19 protein-coding genes are annotated in these 17673 nt (G+C 63.1%); 16 read left to right on the top strand and 3 right to left on the bottom strand.

The genetic code is table 11. The features are described 5' to 3' along the window. The 13 genes from SH809_06445 to SH809_06505 form a co-directional block, all read left to right on the top strand. Positions 1–564, top strand: a 564-nt coding sequence (locus SH809_06445) for a family 43 glycosylhydrolase (GenBank protein ID MDZ4699324.1), incomplete at its 5' end; no start/stop codon positions are given. Positions 565–871: 307 nt separating this feature from the next. Continuing rightward, positions 872–1267: a hypothetical protein gene (locus SH809_06450; GenBank protein MDZ4699325.1), complete on the top strand. Its 396-nt coding sequence runs from the start codon at positions 872–874 to the stop codon at positions 1265–1267. Between the two features lie 236 nt (positions 1268–1503). After that, positions 1504–1896, top strand: coding sequence for a hypothetical protein (locus SH809_06455; GenBank protein ID MDZ4699326.1), 393 nt, complete (start codon positions 1504–1506; stop codon positions 1894–1896). A 47-nt stretch (positions 1897–1943) separates the two neighbouring features. Beyond that, positions 1944–3005, top strand: coding sequence for a serine hydrolase domain-containing protein (locus SH809_06460; protein MDZ4699327.1), 1062 nt, complete (start codon positions 1944–1946; stop codon positions 3003–3005). Positions 3006–3132: 127 nt separating this feature from the next. After that, on the top strand, positions 3133–3600 hold the full coding sequence (locus tag SH809_06465; GenBank protein ID MDZ4699328.1) for a hypothetical protein: 468 nt from the start codon (positions 3133–3135) through the stop codon (positions 3598–3600). Between the two features lie 18 nt (positions 3601–3618). Further along, on the top strand, positions 3619–4440 hold the full coding sequence (locus SH809_06470) for a sialate O-acetylesterase (GenBank protein MDZ4699329.1): 822 nt from the start codon (positions 3619–3621) through the stop codon (positions 4438–4440). Next, positions 4437–4865, top strand: a complete 429-nt coding sequence (locus tag SH809_06475; GenBank protein MDZ4699330.1) for a DUF1801 domain-containing protein — start codon at positions 4437–4439, stop codon at positions 4863–4865. Before SH809_06470 ends, SH809_06475 begins: the two co-directional genes overlap by 4 nt. Before the next feature lie 97 nt (positions 4866–4962). Next, complete coding sequence (locus SH809_06480) at positions 4963–5397, top strand: Bor family protein (GenBank protein MDZ4699331.1); 435 nt, start codon at positions 4963–4965, stop codon at positions 5395–5397. Between the two features lie 110 nt (positions 5398–5507). Then, positions 5508–5876 (top strand): DUF3224 domain-containing protein, encoded by a 369-nt coding sequence (locus SH809_06485; protein MDZ4699332.1) that lies wholly within the window; start codon positions 5508–5510, stop codon positions 5874–5876. A 149-nt stretch (positions 5877–6025) separates the two neighbouring features. Then, positions 6026–6778 (top strand): hypothetical protein, encoded by a 753-nt coding sequence (locus tag SH809_06490; protein ID MDZ4699333.1) that lies wholly within the window; start codon positions 6026–6028, stop codon positions 6776–6778. Between the two features lie 36 nt (positions 6779–6814). Then, positions 6815–7156: an MmcQ/YjbR family DNA-binding protein gene (locus tag SH809_06495; protein ID MDZ4699334.1), complete on the top strand. Its 342-nt coding sequence runs from the start codon at positions 6815–6817 to the stop codon at positions 7154–7156. After that, positions 7153–7896, top strand: a complete 744-nt coding sequence (locus SH809_06500) for an SDR family oxidoreductase (protein ID MDZ4699335.1) — start codon at positions 7153–7155, stop codon at positions 7894–7896. Before SH809_06495 ends, SH809_06500 begins: the two co-directional genes overlap by 4 nt. 47 nt (positions 7897–7943) lie before the next feature. After that, the gene (locus SH809_06505) at positions 7944–8477 is read left to right on the top strand and encodes a DUF402 domain-containing protein (protein MDZ4699336.1); all 534 of its coding nucleotides are present in this window, start codon (positions 7944–7946) and stop codon (positions 8475–8477) included. Here the strand turns inward: SH809_06505 and SH809_06510 are convergent. Then, positions 8474–9487 carry a phosphotransferase gene (locus SH809_06510; protein MDZ4699337.1) on the bottom strand — a complete coding sequence of 338 codons (1014 nt, stop codon included), beginning with the start codon at positions 9485–9487 and terminating at the stop codon, positions 8474–8476. The two genes, SH809_06505 and SH809_06510, sit on opposite strands and share 4 nt — an antisense overlap. A gap of 207 nt (positions 9488–9694) precedes the next feature. On the opposite strand from SH809_06510, the gene SH809_06515 reads away from it, so the two are divergent. From SH809_06515 to SH809_06525, 3 genes are all read left to right on the top strand, one after another. Continuing rightward, positions 9695–10858 (top strand): ADP-ribosylglycohydrolase family protein, encoded by a 1164-nt coding sequence (locus SH809_06515; GenBank protein ID MDZ4699338.1) that lies wholly within the window; start codon positions 9695–9697, stop codon positions 10856–10858. Positions 10859–10951: 93 nt separating this feature from the next. Next, the gene (locus tag SH809_06520; protein ID MDZ4699339.1) at positions 10952–12307 is read left to right on the top strand and encodes an amidohydrolase family protein; all 1356 of its coding nucleotides are present in this window, start codon (positions 10952–10954) and stop codon (positions 12305–12307) included. A 168-nt stretch (positions 12308–12475) separates the two neighbouring features. Continuing rightward, positions 12476–13945, top strand: a complete 1470-nt coding sequence (locus tag SH809_06525) for an aldehyde dehydrogenase family protein (protein MDZ4699340.1) — start codon at positions 12476–12478, stop codon at positions 13943–13945. Positions 13946–14001: 56 nt separating this feature from the next. Here the strand turns inward: SH809_06525 and SH809_06530 are convergent, their stop codons facing one another. Together SH809_06530 and SH809_06535 are read right to left on the bottom strand one after the other, a co-directional pair. Beyond that, the gene (locus SH809_06530) at positions 14002–17115 is read right to left on the bottom strand and encodes an ATP-binding protein (GenBank protein MDZ4699341.1); all 3114 of its coding nucleotides are present in this window, start codon (positions 17113–17115) and stop codon (positions 14002–14004) included. Further along, entirely contained in the window at positions 17112–17591 is a 480-nt protein-coding gene (locus SH809_06535; protein ID MDZ4699342.1) for a hypothetical protein, read from the bottom strand. Before SH809_06535 ends, SH809_06530 begins: the two co-directional genes overlap by 4 nt. Positions 17592–17673 lie beyond the last annotated feature (82 nt).

The raw sequence follows: 17673 nt of genomic DNA on the forward strand, positions 1-17673 counted from the left end.
GGCTGGGAGGGTGAGACGAATGGGACGCAGCACCTCTACCTCGCCCTGATGGAGAACCCCTGGACCCTCGCCGGCTGGCGCGTCCGCATCGCGAGCCCAACCTACCCCTGGGAAACCGTCGGCGACCTGACCGATGCCGGCGACGGGCTCACCCATGTCGACGTCAACGAAGGGCCCCAATTTCTACACCGAGTAGGTGATGGAGGCGGCCAGGTGTTCATCGTCTACTCCGCCAGCGGCTGCTGGACCGATGCCTACACGCTTGGTCTGCTCGCCGCCGACGCCGGCAGCGACCTGCTCGACCCGGCCTCGTGGATCAAATATCCACAACCCGTTTTCACCTCCGGCCCCGGCGCCCACGCCGCCGGCCACAACTCGTTTTTTACCTCGCCCGACGGATCCGAGAACTGGATTCTCTACCACGCCAACCCCGAGCCCGGGCTCGGATGCGGTGGCCAGCGATCCCCCCGGATGCAGCGGTTCACCTGGAATGCCGACGGAACACCCCGATTTGGCCAGGCCGCACCGCCCGGAGAGGAGCTGCCGGGGCCGGCGGGGGAATAAGGGAATCAGATTACTCCGAAGCGTGCATGCCGTTTTGATGATCGAACATATCTGTCAGCACCTCGGGAATAAGACCTGGTAGGCGAGGGTCTAAACGGCTAATGCGGGCGGCGCACAGGCCATCATCCAGCGGTACATGGGAACCCATTCTGTAGAGACGCCCCAGTGGGGCGTCTCCCGACGGCAGAAATAAATCAGCCGGTTTCAGGAATCCCAAACATGCTGCGCAGCAATCAACCGTTCGGTTTCAGGAATGCGGAAACGTGCTGGACGCCCCACCGGGGCGTCTCTACAAAAGGCAATCTCTATGCTGAAGCAAACGATGCGGGTTCTTGAATTTCGCCTTCTAGCGCTCCTCCTCCTTCCGGCCCTCGCCGGCTGCAGCGGATTTTCCCTGGGAGACAAACAGCCACTGGGTATCGCTTTGCATTACGGCTTTCATGGCGATAACGCGGAGGTGTGGGTCGATGGGGAGCTGGTGTATCAAAGCACCGTGGAGACAAATCCTGTACTGGGACTCGCCGGCGGGCATACAGTCGAGTTGAAGGAAGGCGGCTATCTCGTTACCGTGCGCGTCAACGACGAGGTAGTCGGCTCCCATTTCGTCATCCTCCAGCATCCCCTGTACCTCGGTATAGATTACATAGCCGCCGAGGGACAAATTACGTTTCAGGTGAGAAGAGAGCCGATTGTCTATTTTTAACTGACGTCCCGGGATAAGAAAGGGGCGTCTCCGCGAGGCATCCGTCTTACAGAAACCATCAGGATGATCGTGGCCGTCTGTAGAGACGCCCCGGTGGGGCGTCTCCCGACGGTAGAAATAAATCGGCCGGTTTCAGGAATCCCAAACATGCTGCGCAGCAATCAACCGTTCGGTTTCAGGAATGCGGAAACGTGCTGAGACGCCCCACCGGAGCGTCTCTACAAAAGGCAATCTCTATGCTGAAGCAAACGATGCGGGTTCTTGAATTTCGCCTTCTAGCGCTCCTCCTCCTTCCGGCCCTCGCGGGCTGCAGCGGATTTTCCCTGGAGGACAAGCAGCCTCTGACTCTCGCCCTGCATAGTGGATTTCAGGCCGACGACGTAGAGATCTGGGTCGATCAGGAGCTGGTCTACTCCAGGCAGGTGACATCGAACACATTCACTAGCGCCGGCGGGCTCCAGATGGATTTGAAGGAGGGTGGGTATCTGATAACCGTACGGGTGAACGACGAGGTGTTCGGATCCCAGTTCATTATGCTACAGCGCCCGCTTTTCGTTGGTGTCTCTCAGGATGCCGCCGAAGCGCGCATCGCGTTTTGGGTGAGCCGAGAACAATTCTTCTATGATTGAATCGGATCGGATGGCTAACTTGTCGGCGAACCTGCCCGACGGCGCCCATGCCTGCTGTTTCCATCCTTGTATCCCTGCTCGCCCTCGCCATGGTTTCCGGTTGCGCCTCGCCCGATCCCGCGACCCGCGTCGATGCCCTGTTTGCCGACTACGCCCGGCCAGACATCCCCGGCGCCTCGGTGCTCGTTTTGAAAGAGGGCGAGGTAGTCTACCGGAAGGCGTTCGGGCTGGCGGACCTGGAGGGGGGCGTTCCGGCCACGCCAGCGACGAATTACCGCCTCGCCTCCGTCACCAAACAATTCACCGCCCTGGCCGTGCTCCTCTTGGTGGATGAAGGCCGGATCTCCCTGTATACCCGGCTGACGGACCTCTTCCCGGAGTTCCCCGCCTACGGCCAGGCGATGACGGTGCGGCACCTCCTCACCCACACCTCCGGCCTGATCGATTACGAAGACCACATCCCGGACACGACCACCATCCCCGTCAGGGACCGCGACGTTCTGGCGTCGATGATGGGTCAGGACAGCACGTATTTCCAACCGGGTTCCCAGTTCCGCTACAGCAACTCCGCCTACGCCGTCCTGGCGATGCTCGTGGAGCGGGTGTCCGGTCAGACGTTTGCCGCCTTCCTCCACGACCGCCTCTTCGAGCCACTGCGGATGATCGAGACCGTCGCGTTTGAGGACGGGATATCGACCGTCCCAAACCGCGCCTACGGGTACGCCGGCGCCGAAGGCCGCTTCACGCGCAACGACCAGAGTATCACCAGCGCCGTGTTGGGCGACGGCGGGGTGTACAGTTCGGTGGATGATCTGCGGCTCTGGTACCGCGCGCTCGACGAAGGCCGGCTGCTGAGCCCCGCCCTGATGGCGGACGTGTTCATGCCGGCGGAAAACACCCGGCACGACGGGGCCGGCTACGGCTACGGGTGGTTCGTGGGCGAATACGCCGGCCGGCCTTCCGTGTGGCACACCGGCAGCACCGTCGGCTTCCGAAACGCCGTCGAGCGATTTCCCGAACAAGGGCTGACGGTCATCGTCCTCACCAACCGCGACACCGACGTTCACGACCTGATCCGGCGTGTCGCCGATGTGTATCTTGGGAAGTGAGCCGAGCCTGTTTCGGGCACAAAGCCATGACATAACGGTGTCATCGCCTGGTGTTACCCTGCGATCGTTTTCGGGCAGCCGGCCTGTCGCCTGCCCATCGAACCTACCCGAGATTGTACGACATCATATGACAAACCCCGTTGAAGCCCTGCTGGAGTGGTACGACCATATCCAGCAGGACCATCGCGCCGAAATCGCCGCCCACATCTTTTCTCGCTTGCCGAACCTGGAATACGAGATCAAGGAGGAGGTCGTTGAGAGTGACTTCCGGATCTGGCTCACCGAGGCGACCAAGACGGAGCGCATCATCGGCCAGTTGCTGACCGTCCGCGCCCTGGTTGGGTATTTGATGGAGGTGCGCGGCAATCCGCTGTCCTGGAATTTTTCGATGGATGCGTTCCTCGGCGTGCTCAACGACGACGACGAGAACGAGGGATCGAAAGGGTACGCGCGCGACCGGCTGCTGGAGATCCCGAAGCAGAAATCCGAATGGCTGGAGACGGCCGTGACGTGGCGGAAGCTGAACCGGCAGGTATTGTCGGACAAGGCGCTGCACGATTGGGAGCGGCTGAATCTGATGCAGGAGTCCATCTAAAACCGGTACGCCCGTCATATGAAACACCCCCTCCTGATCCTCCTGTGTATCGCGGCCATCGCGTCGTCCTGTGCGCCGGCGAATGAGACGCCAGAGGCGGCCCCCGCGCCGCTGGTCATGGATGTGTTTCTGCTCGCCGGGCAGTCCAACATGGCCGGCCGGGGCGTCGTGGATGCGGCGGAGAATCAGCCGGATTCACGCGTCCTCGCCTTTGGTAAGGACGGCGTGTGGGCGTCCGCGGTGGATCCCGTTCATTTCGACAAGCCCATTGCCGGCGTCGGTCCGGCACGCGCCTTCGGAATCGCCGTGGTCGACCGGCTGCCCCCCGGCGCCGTCGTCGGCCTCATCCCGGCCGCCGTGGGCGGCTCGCCGATCTCGGCCTGGCGCCCCGGCGCGCGCGACCAGGCCACGGACTCCCATCCGTACGACGACGCGATGCGCCGGCTGGCGCAGGCGCGCCACGACGGCGAGCTGCGCGCGGTGTTGTGGCACCAGGGCGAAAGCGATAGCAAGGAGGCGCTCGCGCCGCTGTACAAGGAGCGGCTGGCTGAATTGATCGCCCGGTTTCGAGAGCAAAGCGGCAACCCCGAGCTGCCTTTTCTGATCGGGCAGATGGGCCGATTTCCCGAGAAGCCCTGGACGGAACCGTGGATCGAAGTCGACCGCGCCCAACGCGAACTGGCCGTTGAGCTTCCATTCGTCGCGTTTGTCCCATCCGATGGATTGACGCACAAAGGCGATACGCTCCACTTCGATGCGGCGTCCGCCCGCGAGCTGGGCCGGCGTTACGCGGAGGCCTACTTCCGGCTCACGGAATTGCCGCCACCCACGCCCGAGTGACCGATTCCCAGGAAACCGTGCAGGATGTCCACTTCCGCTCCATCGATGAATTCCTGGGCTACCTCTCGGCCAACGACCGTGCGATCGTCGACCGGCTGCGGGCCCTCGTCCACGAAACGGTGCCCGAAGCCGAGGAGCGGCTTTCGTACAACGTGCCGTATTACCGCCGGCATGCGGATATCTGTTTCATCTGGCCCGGGTCGGTGGGGTGGGCCGGGAAAACGAAGGCCGGCGTGCAACTCGGGTTCACGCAGGGGGTGCACCTGTACGATCGGCGCGGCTATCTGGAGCGTGGAGGGCGTAAGCAGGTCGGGATGCGGGTGTATCAAGACATCAGCGAGATCGATCCCGACATCATCCGCGAGCTGCTGACAGAGGCTGTTCGGGTGGACGAGGAGCGGCAGGCGGCGCGCCGGCGGCATTGAGACGGTCAGAAATATCTTTTGGTAGCGTCTCGACAGACTCAGATCGCCCTTATTTTCCGCCGTCAGTATGGCATTCCCATATAACCTGTCAATCTGTATGAAAAACACTGTACAAGCCGCTCTTCTGCTCCTGGTTTCTTTCTCGTTCGTCGGGTGTTACCATGCCCGCGTCGAAACCGGCCTCATGCCGTCCGCCCAAGTGGTCGACATCCCGTTTGCCACCAGCTTCATCTACGGCCTCGTTCCTCCGGCCGAGGTAGACGGCGCCGCCGAATGCCCGAACGGTGTGGCCATCGTCGAAACCGAACTCAGCTTCGTGAACTCCCTCGTCGGCGCCATCACGTTCGGCATCTTCACCCCGATGCACATCAAAGTGACGTGTGCCGCCGGCGCCACCGGGATGCTGGACACCGAGCGTGACGAAGTCCTCTTCGGCCAGGCGGATACCTCGGCCGATGTGCAAGACGCCGTCGCCCGCGCCGCCGACGAAGCGGTACGTGAAAGTAAGCCGGTCTATCTGCGCTTCGAATAGTCGCGCTGGATTCCCGATCGACGACGGCCGGAAGAGCGATCTCCCGGCCGTCGCCGTTTCTAGTCGACATCTGTTTGGAAACAGGTGTTCAACACATCAGGGTAGTCCCCATGAAAATCGATATCCCCTTTGCCGTCACCGCGTGGGAGCAGGCCGTATACGATACGCCGGCTGAAGGTCCCGCCCTGGCACGCGCTACCGTCAAGAAAGCCTACAACGGCGCCCTCGTCGGCGAGGGTGTCGCCGAGTTGCTCATGTGCGGCCAGGAAGGCTACATCGCCAACGAACGCGTAACCGGCACGCTCGATGGACGTACGGGAACGTTCGTCATCCAACACGGCGGCATGCGGGTAGGTGACCGGACGATGAACCAGTTCGGCGCCGTCGTCCCGGGCTCTGGCACCGGCGACCTCGCTACGCTCCGCGGCGATGCGATCATCAATCACGGCATGCTGTCGTTCGACTATACGTTTGATTGAGGGTCTTACCATCGCGGGTTATATTGAGGCCTCATATCGCCGCTTCAATCGTGGGATAGTCTCCATGCGCATCCTCTCCAGTTTGATTTTCGCGTCGCCCCACACGGGGTGCGATGTTGTTTCGTTCGACCACAACCTGGCGAACTGACATGAAAATCCCAGTCGACCCCGTACCCGTCTCCGTCGAAGTGTCCGCCTCCGAGGTATTGCAGGGCATCGGTGAGATCCAAGGCACATTGGAGGCCGGCGAGGAGAGCGTCGAGTTTGCTTATCGGACGAAGAGCCTGCTCGACAACCTGTCGCCCGTGCACCGCATGACGATTCCGATCGACGACTTGCGGGACGTCGAATACAACAAGTCGGCCATCGGGGCCAAACTTGTGTTCCGCCCCCGCCGGCTCGAGATTATGGAGCAGATGCCGGGGGACAACGCCCGCGAGATGGTCTTCAAGGTGAAACGGGCGGATCGACCGGCGGCCGACCGGCTCGCATCCTACCTGAAATACCGGCTCTACGAGCAGGACATCGATGCGGACGTCGTGCCGTTTACGCTGCCCGACAAACACATGGGGTTCACCGAGGTGAGCGGGCTGGCGTATCTGGAGGACGAGTTCCTGGTGCTCGACGTTCTTGAACGCGCCGCCACAGGGTCGAACGAAGACCACCATGTGATCAAGATAGAGTTGAAGGCGCTGCTTCGCGTGCAGTTTAATCCGGGTGTCATCAAAGATGTACTGACCGTGCGCCCCAAGGGCGCGGAGTTGCTGGATGCCCTTCCCGGGAAAAACTCGGTGGAAGTCGAACTCAGCATTCGCCGGCGCCACCGAGACGCCGCCGTGGCCCTGGCCCGCCGCGTACAGGCCTACCTCGAAAGCGCCCGAATCGGTTCGGGCGGTGCATAAACGATGATACACGCCACCCCGAACCCCATCGATCGCGTGCGTGCCCTCTGCATGGCCCTCCCCGATGCCTGGGAGAAAATCGCCTGGAGTGAACCTACCTGGCGTCACAAGAAGGTCTTTGCGATGTACGCCTCGGCCGAGAACCACCACGGCGGCGGCCGGCATGCCGTCTGGCTGGCTGCGGCGCCAGGTATACAGGAGATGCTGATCGAAGCCCGGCCCGACGCGATGTTTAGACCTCCGTATATGGGCGTAAAAGGGTGGGTCGGCCTGTTCCTCGATGCCGTGGACGATACCGAACTCGGCCTCCATATCCACAACGCCTACCTGGTGGATGCACCCCCGAAGCTGGCGGCTAAACTGAAGGAAGAAGGATGAAGATCGCCCTCGTTACCGGCGCCGGCTCCGGCATTGGCCGGCAGACCGCCGTCGCCCTGGCCCATGCCGGCTACGCCGTCGTACTGGCCGGCCGGAATGCGGCCTCTCTTGAAGAAACGGCCCGCCTCGCTGGTGCGCCGGAGCGCACCCTCGTCGCCCCGTGCGACGTGACGGATGCCGCCTCGGTGAAACTCTTGTTCGACCGCGTTCGCGAATCCTTTGGCCGGCTGGATCTGCTCTTTAACAACGCCGGCGTCAGCGCGCCGGGGGTGTTGTTGGAGGACCTCGACGTGGCCGACTGGCAGAGGGTCATCGCGACGAACCTCACGGGTGTTTTCCTCTGCACGCAGGAGGCCTTCCGGATGATGAAGGACCAGCATCCTGGCGGCGGCCGCATCATCAACAACGGGTCGATTTCGGCCCACGCGCCCCGGCCAAACTCGGCGCCCTACACGGCGTCGAAACACGCCGTTACGGGCCTGACCAAAGCCACCGCCCTCGACGGGCGGAAGTACAACATCGCCTGCGGCCAGATCGACATCGGCAACGCGGACACCGCGATGGCCGGCAAGATGAAAACGGGAGTCCCCCAGGCCGACGGCTCCATCGCCATCGAACCCACGATGGACGTCCGCCATGTGGCTGATGCGGTCCTCTACATGGCCAGCCTCCCCCTCGATGCCAACGTGCTGACGCTCACCGTCATGGCCACCGCCATGCCGTTTGTGGGGCGCGGTTAGAACAGAAGGCCGGGCGCCGCGTGAAAGACCCGTAATCGGGCGCCCGTATGAACCGTCTCAAAGTCATCTCAAAAAAATACAACGGCAGCTTCCGGAGCACTTCCGAAGGCTTACACCTCGACGCCGGTGCCGACCACATTTGTGTGCTCGCGCGGCCCGACGAGACGTTTTTCTACCACAGCCACGGTAAGTCGTACACCAACCGAAACGGGATGCTTCAGTACTACTTCACCGACCGGTGGTACAACGTGATGCACATGTGCGACAGCACGGGGTCCGACTGGGCCATGTACATCAACCTCTGCGCGCCGGCCGTGCTGGATGGCGACACCTTGACGTGGGTTGACCTGGACCTCGACTATCTGGTCACGCTGGACGGCGAGGTGAAGTTGCTCGACGAGGAGGAGTTCGCTCAAAACAGTAAACGATGGCGATACCCGAAAGCGATGGTCGACACGGTTCGCGACGTCACGGATAATCTGGCCGGTCTGATCGACGACGCGGCGTTTCCGTTTAACCATATCGAGCAGCGGGAGGCGTACCGTAAATGGATGGCTTCCGATCGAACGGTCCATTCCTAATACAGGCGGGCGTCGGCCGGCGCCAGTACAAGCTGCTCCGACCAGGTGAGTAGTTCCTGCTTCTGGTCAATCGTGCGCGAAAGCGGCAGCTGCGCTACGCCGATGAGCCGGCGCATGATCTCCATGCCGGCGAACCGGGCCACCAGGGTGCGGTCGAATCCGGGACGCGGTGTGTACCCCATCAGGATCACCGTGCGCTCGGCCTCCGAGTAGCCGGCCATGGCCAGGTGGGCCAGGCAGATCCCCACATCGTATTCCGCCGGCCCAAAAAAAGCAAACTCGGGATCGATGATCCGGGGACCCGCCGGCGTGTGCACCCAGCTGCCGGGGTAGAAGTCGCCGTGCAGCAGCCGGTCGCCGTCAGCCAGGTAGCGTTCGCCCAGCGCGTGTACGGCCGCGTCATAGACCTCGTTTTGCTTGAGACGGTCGGCCACGACCTGAAGGCCCGGCGTGATGGCGTCGAGGTCGAGGCCGTTGTCCGGGCGGAGGGGGAAGTCGAACAGGTGGAGGTGGTTGAGCGACCGCATGGCGCGGTTGGCGAGGGTGGGCCGGAGCGTCTCGGGGAACGCCGCGTTGTGCAGCGTCGATAGCCAGCGGAGGAGGGGACGGAGTTCGCCGCAGGGTGCGCGTTCGCCGTTGTAGAGGCGGGTGTAATCGGGCGCCTCACCCAGGTCTTCAAACAGCGCCGCGTGATGGGCGGCGTCGACCCCCAGAAGCCGGGGCATGAGCGCGGCGAGTCGGGGTTGGTCCTGGATGGCCTGATAAAAGGTTACTTCGGAAAGGATGCGCTCTTCGGGCGCGGGTATCGAAGGGTATTTTTCTACCCAGGGTCGGGATTGTTTGACGACCAGCGAGCGGCGGTCCGTCTGTACCCGCGCCACGAAGTTCATGTTGCCCTCGCCGGCCTTAACGATGCGGCGCACCGTCTCGCCCGCGTTGAGCCAGCCGGCGTGGGTCAGGAAGTCGATGAGCGGCTGCGGGGCGTCGAAATCGAAATGGGCGGAGGGCATGATCGGTCGGGTTGGATGTCCAGGATGATAGCAATAGTTGCGACGATCTGCTATCCTGTTACCGAATGACATGTTCTGTAGAGACGCTCCTGCGGAGCGTCTCCGCAACGTTTCCGCCAGCTTGAAGGCCACGGTTTTCGTCGCCGAAATGAGACGCTCCCCAGGAGCGTCTCTACGACTTTCTACCACGCATTTTTGCACGTATACATGCAACTTGTGAACGTCCGTCGCTGCATCATTGCTTTCGTCCTCGCTGTTCTGAGTACCCCGCTTATCGCAGCCGCCCAGGCTGATCTCACTTCTCGCATCGAGGGCCTCCTGATCGGCGGCATCATCGGCGACGCCGCCGGCGGGCCGGACGAGTTTCAGGACCCCGAGCAGAGCGTCTGGACCTCGACCGACGCCGTCCTCACCTCCGAGGGTATCGCCGAGCTCCGTGCCCGCTTCCGCCTCAAGCCCTACACCCGCCGGCCGTACCCGGAGTCCTACGCCCAGTGGCGGGCCGATTCGCCTCCCGGTACCATCACCGACGACTCCCGCTTCAAAATCCTCTTCTTCAACAGCCTCGCCGAAACCGGCCGGCCGGATCGCCTCGCCTTCGCCCGGGCCCTCCTCGCCTGGCGGGCCGACACGCTGGGGGTGTACGGCACGCTCCCCCGCGAGTGGCTGGATGAGTTCGCTTACGCGGCGCGGTGGGAGTTGGGTGAGCGGGACCCGCGCATCGCCCGCCCGCCCGGCCGGCAATGGGGCGGGCTGCCAACGATGGCCGGCCAGATGCCGTTCCTGCCCGTCGCCGCGTTCTATCCCGGCGACCCCGAGGCGGCGTATAAAACGACCTGGGAAATCGACTTCATCGACAATGGGATCGGGTTCGATCTCAACGCCGGCCTCGTCGCAGGCCTTGCCGCCGCGCTGGCGCCGGGAGCCACCTGGGAAAGCGTCGAGGCTGCCATGCGGGACACGGATCCGTACCGGGTGCGCGAAGTGCCGTGGGTGGAGCGCCGGCTGGACCGCTGGCTCGACATCGCCCACGCGGCGGCGCGCGAATCCGAAGGTCGCGCCGCGCGGTTGTTCGCGATCCTCGAACGCGAGCTCGACGCCGAGCAGTGGTGGGAAGCCTGGGTGCCGATGACGGTCGTCTTCGCCTGCGCCGACCTCACCGACCGTGACCCACTCGCGACCCTGCAACTCATCATGGAGTTCGGGCACGACACCGACTCGTACATGCAGGTCGCCGGCGCGCTGTTCGGTGCGTTGCACGGCAAAGAGGTGTTTCCGGAGGATATCCGCGCCACCATCTCGGAACGACTGCTGGCCGACTACGGGGTGTCGGTAGAGGGGTGGATGGAGTTGATCGACGAACACCGCTAGCTCTCGTGAACCTCGCCACTGGGTGCGGCGATATTTTTGAATTTGGATTCCCGTACTTTCATGGACACTCCTTCCACACACTCGGAAACTCCGATGCGCGCCCTCCTATTCATCTTCCTCGTCCTTCTAGCCCCGATCGCGGCCTTTGCTCAAGACTGGCCGGCCGAGATGCCGGCCGAGCTCCGCCAGAAACTCGAACCCAAAATCACGGCCATCCGCGCCGGCCACCTGATTGACCCGGCGACGGGAACGGTGGCCGACAACCAGATCATCGTCGTCCGCCACGACCATAAAACGGGCGACAGCGAGATCCTTGCCGTTGGACCCAACGTAGCGATCCCGGAAGGCGCCGAGGTCATCGATCTCTCCGGCCAGTACGTCCTGCCCGGCCTCGTCGACTCCCACGACCACCTCGGCATCACCTACAAAAAGGAGCCGGAGAGTGACGCCTATTACTTCACGACGCTGATGGACAGCAGCCCCATCCGCGCCATCCAGGCCTTTTCCAATGGCTTCCAGAAGCTGGCGTCGGGCTTCACCGTCGTGCGCGACCTCGGCAACGCCGGCAACTACGCGGACACGGCCCTCCGTCACGCCATCGAACAGGGCTGGGTGCCCGGGCCGACGCTCATCAACTCGGGCATCATCATCGGCGCTTTCGGCGGACAGTTCCACGAAGTGCCCGAATGGGAAAACACGGTCTACCCCGAGTACCTCAACGCCGATACAAACGACGAGATCGTCAAGGCCATCCGGCGCAACATCCACTACGGCGCGAAGGTGATCAAGGTGTGTGTGGACTGCCAGCTGTACCCGTACACGGTCGATCAGCTCAAGCTGTTCGTCAGTGAGTCCGCCAACGCCAACATGAAGGTCGCCGGCCACGTCCAGACCTACGAAGGCGCCCGCCGCGCCATCGAGGCCGGCCTGTGGTCACTCGAACACGACAACGCCCTCACGGACGATCTGCACAAGATGATGGCCGAAAAAGGCATCTACCGAGCCGGCACCGAAACGCCCCATACCTGGTACCGCGGCAGTGAGCGGTCCTTCGCCGCGACGGTCGACCGCATGAAAAACGCCTATGCCAACGGCGTCAAACTCACCTACTCCACCGATGCCGACTACTACGTCCCCGGCCTCACCCGCGGCGAGATCACCATCAACTTCCTGGAGACGTGGAAGGCCGCCGGCATCCCACCGAACGACATCCTCAAGGCCATGACCACCACCGGCTACGAGGTCTGTGAACTCACCGACCGCGGCCCGATCAAGGTGGGCAACCGCGGGGACGTGATCGCCGTCGCCGCCAACCCCCTGGCGAACATCGACGCCTTGCGCGATGTCCGCTTCGTCATGAAGGACGGCCTCGTGTTTAAACGCGACGGCGTCGTGACGCCGATGGACTTCTTCCACAGCGGCCCCGAATACGGATGGCGGGTTCGCTGACGCGAACGCCGTCCACCCCGCCCGGTAGAGACACGATACATCGTGTCTCCGATACAAGGTGCCTCCGATACAAGGTGTCTCCGATACAAGGTGTCTCCGATACATCGTGCCTCCACCCCGAACGATGGGTCGATAGTAGAAAAGGCAACATGGGAACGGTGATGTGGTATGCGTGACGAGCGTGGACAAACGCAGGAACCTCTGGGCCTTCTCATCGCCGGCCAATGGGTGGTCCGAGACCAGACGATCCCAGTGGTCAACTCCTTCGCCGGCGAACAGGTCGGCGCCGTCTCCCGTGGCGCGCCGGCGGACATCGACGCGGCGGTCGGCGCCGCGGCCGCATCGCTCAGGACGCCCTGCCCGATGCACACCCGGTACGATGTGCTGATGCGCGCCGCCGACCTGCTCGTCGAACACCAGGCCGCCTATGCCCTCGACATCGCCCGCGAGGGCAGCAAGACGATCCGCGAGGCCCGGCGCGAGCCGGTGCGGGCCGCCGGCATCCTCCGCCTAGCCGCCGAAGAGGGCCGCCGGCTCCATGGCGAGACGTTGCCGTTCGACATCCGTCCCGGCTCGGAGAATCGCACGGGATATTACTACCGCGTGCCCGTCGGCGTCGTGGCGGCCATCATGCCGTTTAACGATCCCCTCGCGGTGATGACCCACAAGATCGGGCCGGCGATCGCGGGGGGCAATGCCGTCGTACTCAAGCCAGACTCCCGCGCGCCGCTCGCCGTCCTTCGCCTCGCCGCGCATTTCGTGGAGGCAGGGCTCCCGGCCGGCCGGCTCAACGTTGTTACCGGTCATGGCGAGGAAATCGGCGACGCCCTCGTCGCCGACCCGCGCGTACGCATGATCTCCTTCACCGGCGGTGCCGCCACCGGCGAGCACATCACCCGGGTGGCCGGCGTCAAGAAGCTGGCGCTGGAGCTGGGCGCCAACTCACCCGTCATCGTGCTGGCCGACGCCGACATCGACCGGGCTGTTGCTGCCATCGCCGACGGGGCATTTGCACAGGCCGGCCAGAACTGTCTCGGCGTCCAACGGGTACTGGTGCATCGAACGGTGTTCGACGTGTTTGCCGAGAGGCTGGCCGATCGGGCGGGCCGACTCCGGGTGGGCTCGTCGCTGGAGGAGACGACCGATGTCTGCCCCCTCATCACCGAGCGTCAGGCCGAGCGCGTGGCCGAATGGATCCAGGAGGCGCGGGCCGGCGGGGCGCGAACCCTGGCCGGCGGCCGGCGCGAGGGCGCCATGATCTGGCCGACCGTACTGACGGACGTGCCGGAGGGCTGCCGGCTGAATTGTGAGGAAATCTACGGCCCGGTCGTCGCGCTGTACCGGGTCGACTCCCTGGAAGAAGCCATCGAAAAAGCCAATCGAACACCGTTCGGTTTACACGCGGCGGTCTTCACGGAGAGCCTGCGGGACGCCTTCGCCGCGGTTCACGGGCTGGAGGCCGGCGGGGTGATGGTGAACGACTCGACGGACTATCGGCTGGACGTGATGCCCTTCGGCGGGACCAAACGGAGCGGGATCGGTCGGGAAGGACTACGCTTCGCCCTGGAGGAGATGACGGAGACGAAGGTGGTGTGTTTGAATCTGGGGGGGGGTAAGGGCTTCAGGTTCGAGGCTTAAGGTGTAAGGATCTCCCCCTTTAAACCTAGAACCTAAAACTTTAAACCCTTTCGCCGTCAGGCGACGACCGGGTGCTCGGCGAGGTAGGCCTCCAGCCGGTCGCGTTCGGCCACGAGGCGGATGAGTGCTTCGCCGGCGCCATCGAGCGCGCCTACTTTCCCTATCTTTTCAAGCTCGAACGCGGCGGCCGACAGGGCATTGGCGCCCAGGTTCGCGGCGGCGCCCTTTAATGTATGGGCCTGGTAGCGGAGGGCGTCGGCGTCGCCGGCGTCGACGGCGGAGCGGATGGCCTGCAGGATGTCGATGGCCTGGGATTGGAAGTCGCCGAGTAATTCGTCGAGGAACTCGCGGTCGCCGGCGAAGCGCTCCAGCGCGTCGTCGAAATTGATCGGGGCAGGGTCGATGGCGGGGATGCCAGAGGGTGACGCAGGATCGAGCGGCGCTGGCTCGATGCCAGCCGTCCAGCGGTCGATCGTCGCAAACAGTTCGCGGGAGATGATCGGCTTCGAGGTGTAGTCGTCCATTCCGGCTTCGAGGCACTTCTCGCGGTCGCCGGCCATGGCATGGGCCGTCATTGCGATGATGGGTATGGTTCGCGCCGATCCATCCATCTGACGGATGGCGGCCGTTGCCGCGAAGCCGTCCATCACCGGCATCTGGACGTCCATCAGGACGAGGTCGTACGCGCCCGACGCGACGGCCGCGAGCGCTTCGCGTCCGTTCGCGACGGCATCCACGGTATGGCCTCGTTTCCGCAGGATGTGCAGCGCCACCTGCTGGTTGGTGAGATTGTCCTCGGCGAGCAGGATGCGGGCCCGGTTCGTGGCGGCAACATCGGCATTCGGGGAGGGGAGCTCCGGTGTCGATTCGGGTATGCCCTTTAAGAGGCAATCGAGGAGGCGCGATAGCTTGACGGGTTTGGTGAGACGGCTGGCGAAACCGTGCTCGAGCAGCCGCTCTTTTTCCGAGCCGCGATCCACCGAGGTCATCAGGATCAGCTTGGCCCCCGCCAGCGCAGGCGACAGCGTCAGGATATCGGTGAATGCAACGGCGCCAACCGTGAAGGCGTGGCGGTCGATCAGCGCAAAATCAAACGGGGCGTTGGCGAGCAGGGCCTCGTCGATCCGCGCGTGTGCTTGCCGGTCGTCAGCGGCTTCGACCGCGTCGATTTCGAGCAGCGCAAAGTGTTCGAGCAGGGCGGTGCGAATCGAAACGGACGGCTCTATGATGAGCGCCCGGCGCCTGGCAATATCCGGGTGGCTCCGCGGCTCCGCGTCGGGGAGGCACTCAAAGTTGATCGTGAACCAGAACGTGGAGCCCTGCCCTTCCTCGCTTTCCACACCGATCTGGCCGTGCATCATGTCGACCAACTGGCGGGAGATGGCGAGGCCGAGGCCGGTCCCCCCGTATGTGCGCGTCGTGGAGGAGTCGACCTGCGAGAACGACTTGAACAGGCGATCCATGCGGTCTTTTGGAATCCCGATCCCCGTGTCCTGCACCGAGAATCGCACGGTAGCCCGGTTTTCCACGCGTTCAAGGGCTCCGGCGCGGATCGTGACCTCTCCCTCGTGGGTAAATTTGATCGCGTTGTTGGCCAGGTTGAGCAGGATCTGGCGGAGCCGGCCGGGGTCTCCCAGGACGCTCGAAGGCACGTTGCGGTCGACCACACAGACCAGTTCGAGCCCTTTTTTGGCCGCATTCATGGCAAGGAGGTCCGCGGCGTCCTCAATCGCATTCCGGAGATCGAACGAGATCGTTTCGAGGTCGAGTTTGCCGGCCTCTACCTTCGAGTAGTCGAGGATGTCGTTGATGACCGTCAGCAGGTCATCCGCGCTGGCCTGGATCATCTCGGCGTACTGGCGTTGCTCGCTCGATAGTCCGGTACTGAGCAAGATGCTCGTCATCCCAATCACGCCGTTCATCGGGGTGCGGATTTCATGGCTCATGTTGGCCAGGAACTCGCTTTTGGCCCGCGAGGCGTGTTCGGCTTCGAGTTTGGCCTGGAGCAACTGCGATTCGGTTTCTTTGCGGATCGCGATCTCGTCGGCAAGCGAATCCCGTGAGACGGTCGTCATCTTCAGGTCCGCCATCATCTGGTTGAAGCTGGCCGCCAGATCACCGATCTCGTTGCGCGCGGTCGTTTCGATGCGGGTGTCGAGTTTGCCCTGGCTGATGCTCCGGGTGACGTCGCGCAGTTCTGTCAACGGCTTCGTTATGCGCCGGGAGAGGTAGATGGCGGATACATAGGCCACGATACCGAGGCCGATCAGCGAGATAACGGAGAGGAGTAATTTTTCCCAGATAAAGGCGTAGGCCTCGCGAAACGGCATCTCGATCACCACTGCCCATTCGGGGTCCCCGAGGCTCACGAACATGGATACGACCCGTGTGCCTTCAATCCCGCGTGTGGTTTTGGCGGTATAGTCGCCAGCGTCGTGGTGTGTTTGGGTGAGGAAATCCGACACGACCTGGAGGTGCTTCAGATTGTCGGTGCGCAGCACGCGGCTGATGTCTCTGGAGGCGATGACGTTTCCTACATCATCTACCACATAGGCTTGGCCGCTTTCCCCGACCTCGATTTCGCTCACCAGGTCCCACATGAACTTCAGGTTGGTCTGGGCGAGCAGGGTGCCGGCAAATTCGCCCAACGCGCCTCGCACGGGGATGGCAATCAGCACCGTGGGTTCGCTGGTGGCATCGTCGATGATCACCGGGCTGATGTAGGTGAGACCGCCGCGCGTTCGCTCTAAAAGCGCCTCGAGGATCGCCGGCTCGATGCGGAGCGAGGAGAACTGTGAAAAACGGGAAGCACTGGCGAGCTTCGACGCGGCATGGTCGTAGTAGATGACGTGCCGGATCGATCGATCGATCCCCAGCAGCCGTTCCATTGCAAGGTGCCGATCAGCAGGATTCGACACGCCAAGATGTGCAATCCGTTCGGTCAGTTGAAGGCGTTCGATCTTGCTGTAGATGAAATCGCTTACCGCCGTCGAGGCGGAGGCCGCCAGTCGATGCTGGCGATCCGTAAGTGCGATCCGTAACGTGCGCAGGCTGACCATGAGGTCGAGCGCGGTTGTCGCGACCTGCATCGTGATGGCCAGCGCCAGGAACGTGGTCACTAGCGTGACACTCAGCCGGCGCGATCGACGTATGGTAGGATGCCGCTTCATCGGATGAGCGAATCGGCCAGACTGAGCCATCCAGCCGACGGAGTCAGCCCGAGCTGGTCGATGGCGTTGAGATTGATCTCGAAGTACGTCTCGGCAGACTCGACCGGGATGTCGCTAGGGCTCGTTCCCTCCAGGATCTTGTGGGCGATACGTGCCGCCTGGGTCTCCGTCGGACCATTTCGAACCATCACGCTAAACCCAAACGCAGGCTGGCCGGCCTCGACCAGCTCCTCCGCCATCCGCCGCTCTTCTTCGACGCCTCCATAGGCCAGGCGCATGTGATATTCGATGTGTTCGCCTTCCACATACCCGAGTCGGCGCATCTCAGTAGCAAAGCCGGCAGCCGTTTCCTCGAAATAGGGGATACCGACAAGGATGCCCACCTGACGCCTGGGCGATCGATTGGACTCCGCACCGCAGCCCAGCGCGGCGAGGGCGTGCAGAGAATAGCATAGGAAAAGTCGATTCCGCATCATCTCGAACGGATACTGGCAAGAGAGGTCCGATCACAAACGAGGTCAGGGCGTGTGTTCGGGAGGTACATTGGCGCCTTGGAGA

The organism is Rhodothermales bacterium (assembly GCA_034439735.1).
Lineage (GTDB): Bacteria > Bacteroidota > Rhodothermia > Rhodothermales > JAHQVL01 > JAWKNW01.

What these genes read in the sequence shown, in the direction of transcription:
- SH809_06450 (MDZ4699325.1), top strand. Translation starts at nt 872, where the DNA reads ATGCTGAAGCAAACGATGCGGGTTCTTGAATTTCGCCTTCTAGCGCTC.
- SH809_06455 (MDZ4699326.1), top strand. Translation starts at nt 1,504, where the DNA reads ATGCTGAAGCAAACGATGCGGGTTCTTGAATTTCGCCTTCTAGCGCTC.
- SH809_06460 (MDZ4699327.1), top strand. Translation starts at nt 1,944, where the DNA reads ATGCCTGCTGTTTCCATCCTTGTATCCCTGCTCGCCCTCGCCATGGTT.
- SH809_06465 (MDZ4699328.1), top strand. Translation starts at nt 3,133, where the DNA reads ATGACAAACCCCGTTGAAGCCCTGCTGGAGTGGTACGACCATATCCAG.
- SH809_06470 (MDZ4699329.1), top strand. Translation starts at nt 3,619, where the DNA reads ATGAAACACCCCCTCCTGATCCTCCTGTGTATCGCGGCCATCGCGTCG.
- SH809_06480 (MDZ4699331.1), top strand. Translation starts at nt 4,963, where the DNA reads ATGAAAAACACTGTACAAGCCGCTCTTCTGCTCCTGGTTTCTTTCTCG.
- SH809_06485 (MDZ4699332.1), top strand. Translation starts at nt 5,508, where the DNA reads ATGAAAATCGATATCCCCTTTGCCGTCACCGCGTGGGAGCAGGCCGTA.
- SH809_06490 (MDZ4699333.1), top strand. Translation starts at nt 6,026, where the DNA reads ATGAAAATCCCAGTCGACCCCGTACCCGTCTCCGTCGAAGTGTCCGCC.
- SH809_06500 (MDZ4699335.1), top strand. Translation starts at nt 7,153, where the DNA reads ATGAAGATCGCCCTCGTTACCGGCGCCGGCTCCGGCATTGGCCGGCAG.
- SH809_06505 (MDZ4699336.1), top strand. Translation starts at nt 7,944, where the DNA reads ATGAACCGTCTCAAAGTCATCTCAAAAAAATACAACGGCAGCTTCCGG.
- SH809_06510 (MDZ4699337.1), bottom strand. Translation starts at nt 9,487, where the DNA reads ATGCCCTCCGCCCATTTCGATTTCGACGCCCCGCAGCCGCTCATCGAC.
- SH809_06515 (MDZ4699338.1), top strand. Translation starts at nt 9,695, where the DNA reads ATGCAACTTGTGAACGTCCGTCGCTGCATCATTGCTTTCGTCCTCGCT.
- SH809_06520 (MDZ4699339.1), top strand. Translation starts at nt 10,952, where the DNA reads ATGCGCGCCCTCCTATTCATCTTCCTCGTCCTTCTAGCCCCGATCGCG.
- SH809_06525 (MDZ4699340.1), top strand. Translation starts at nt 12,476, where the DNA reads ATGCGTGACGAGCGTGGACAAACGCAGGAACCTCTGGGCCTTCTCATC.
- SH809_06530 (MDZ4699341.1), bottom strand. Translation starts at nt 17,115, where the DNA reads ATGAAGCGGCATCCTACCATACGTCGATCGCGCCGGCTGAGTGTCACG.
- SH809_06535 (MDZ4699342.1), bottom strand. Translation starts at nt 17,591, where the DNA reads ATGATGCGGAATCGACTTTTCCTATGCTATTCTCTGCACGCCCTCGCC.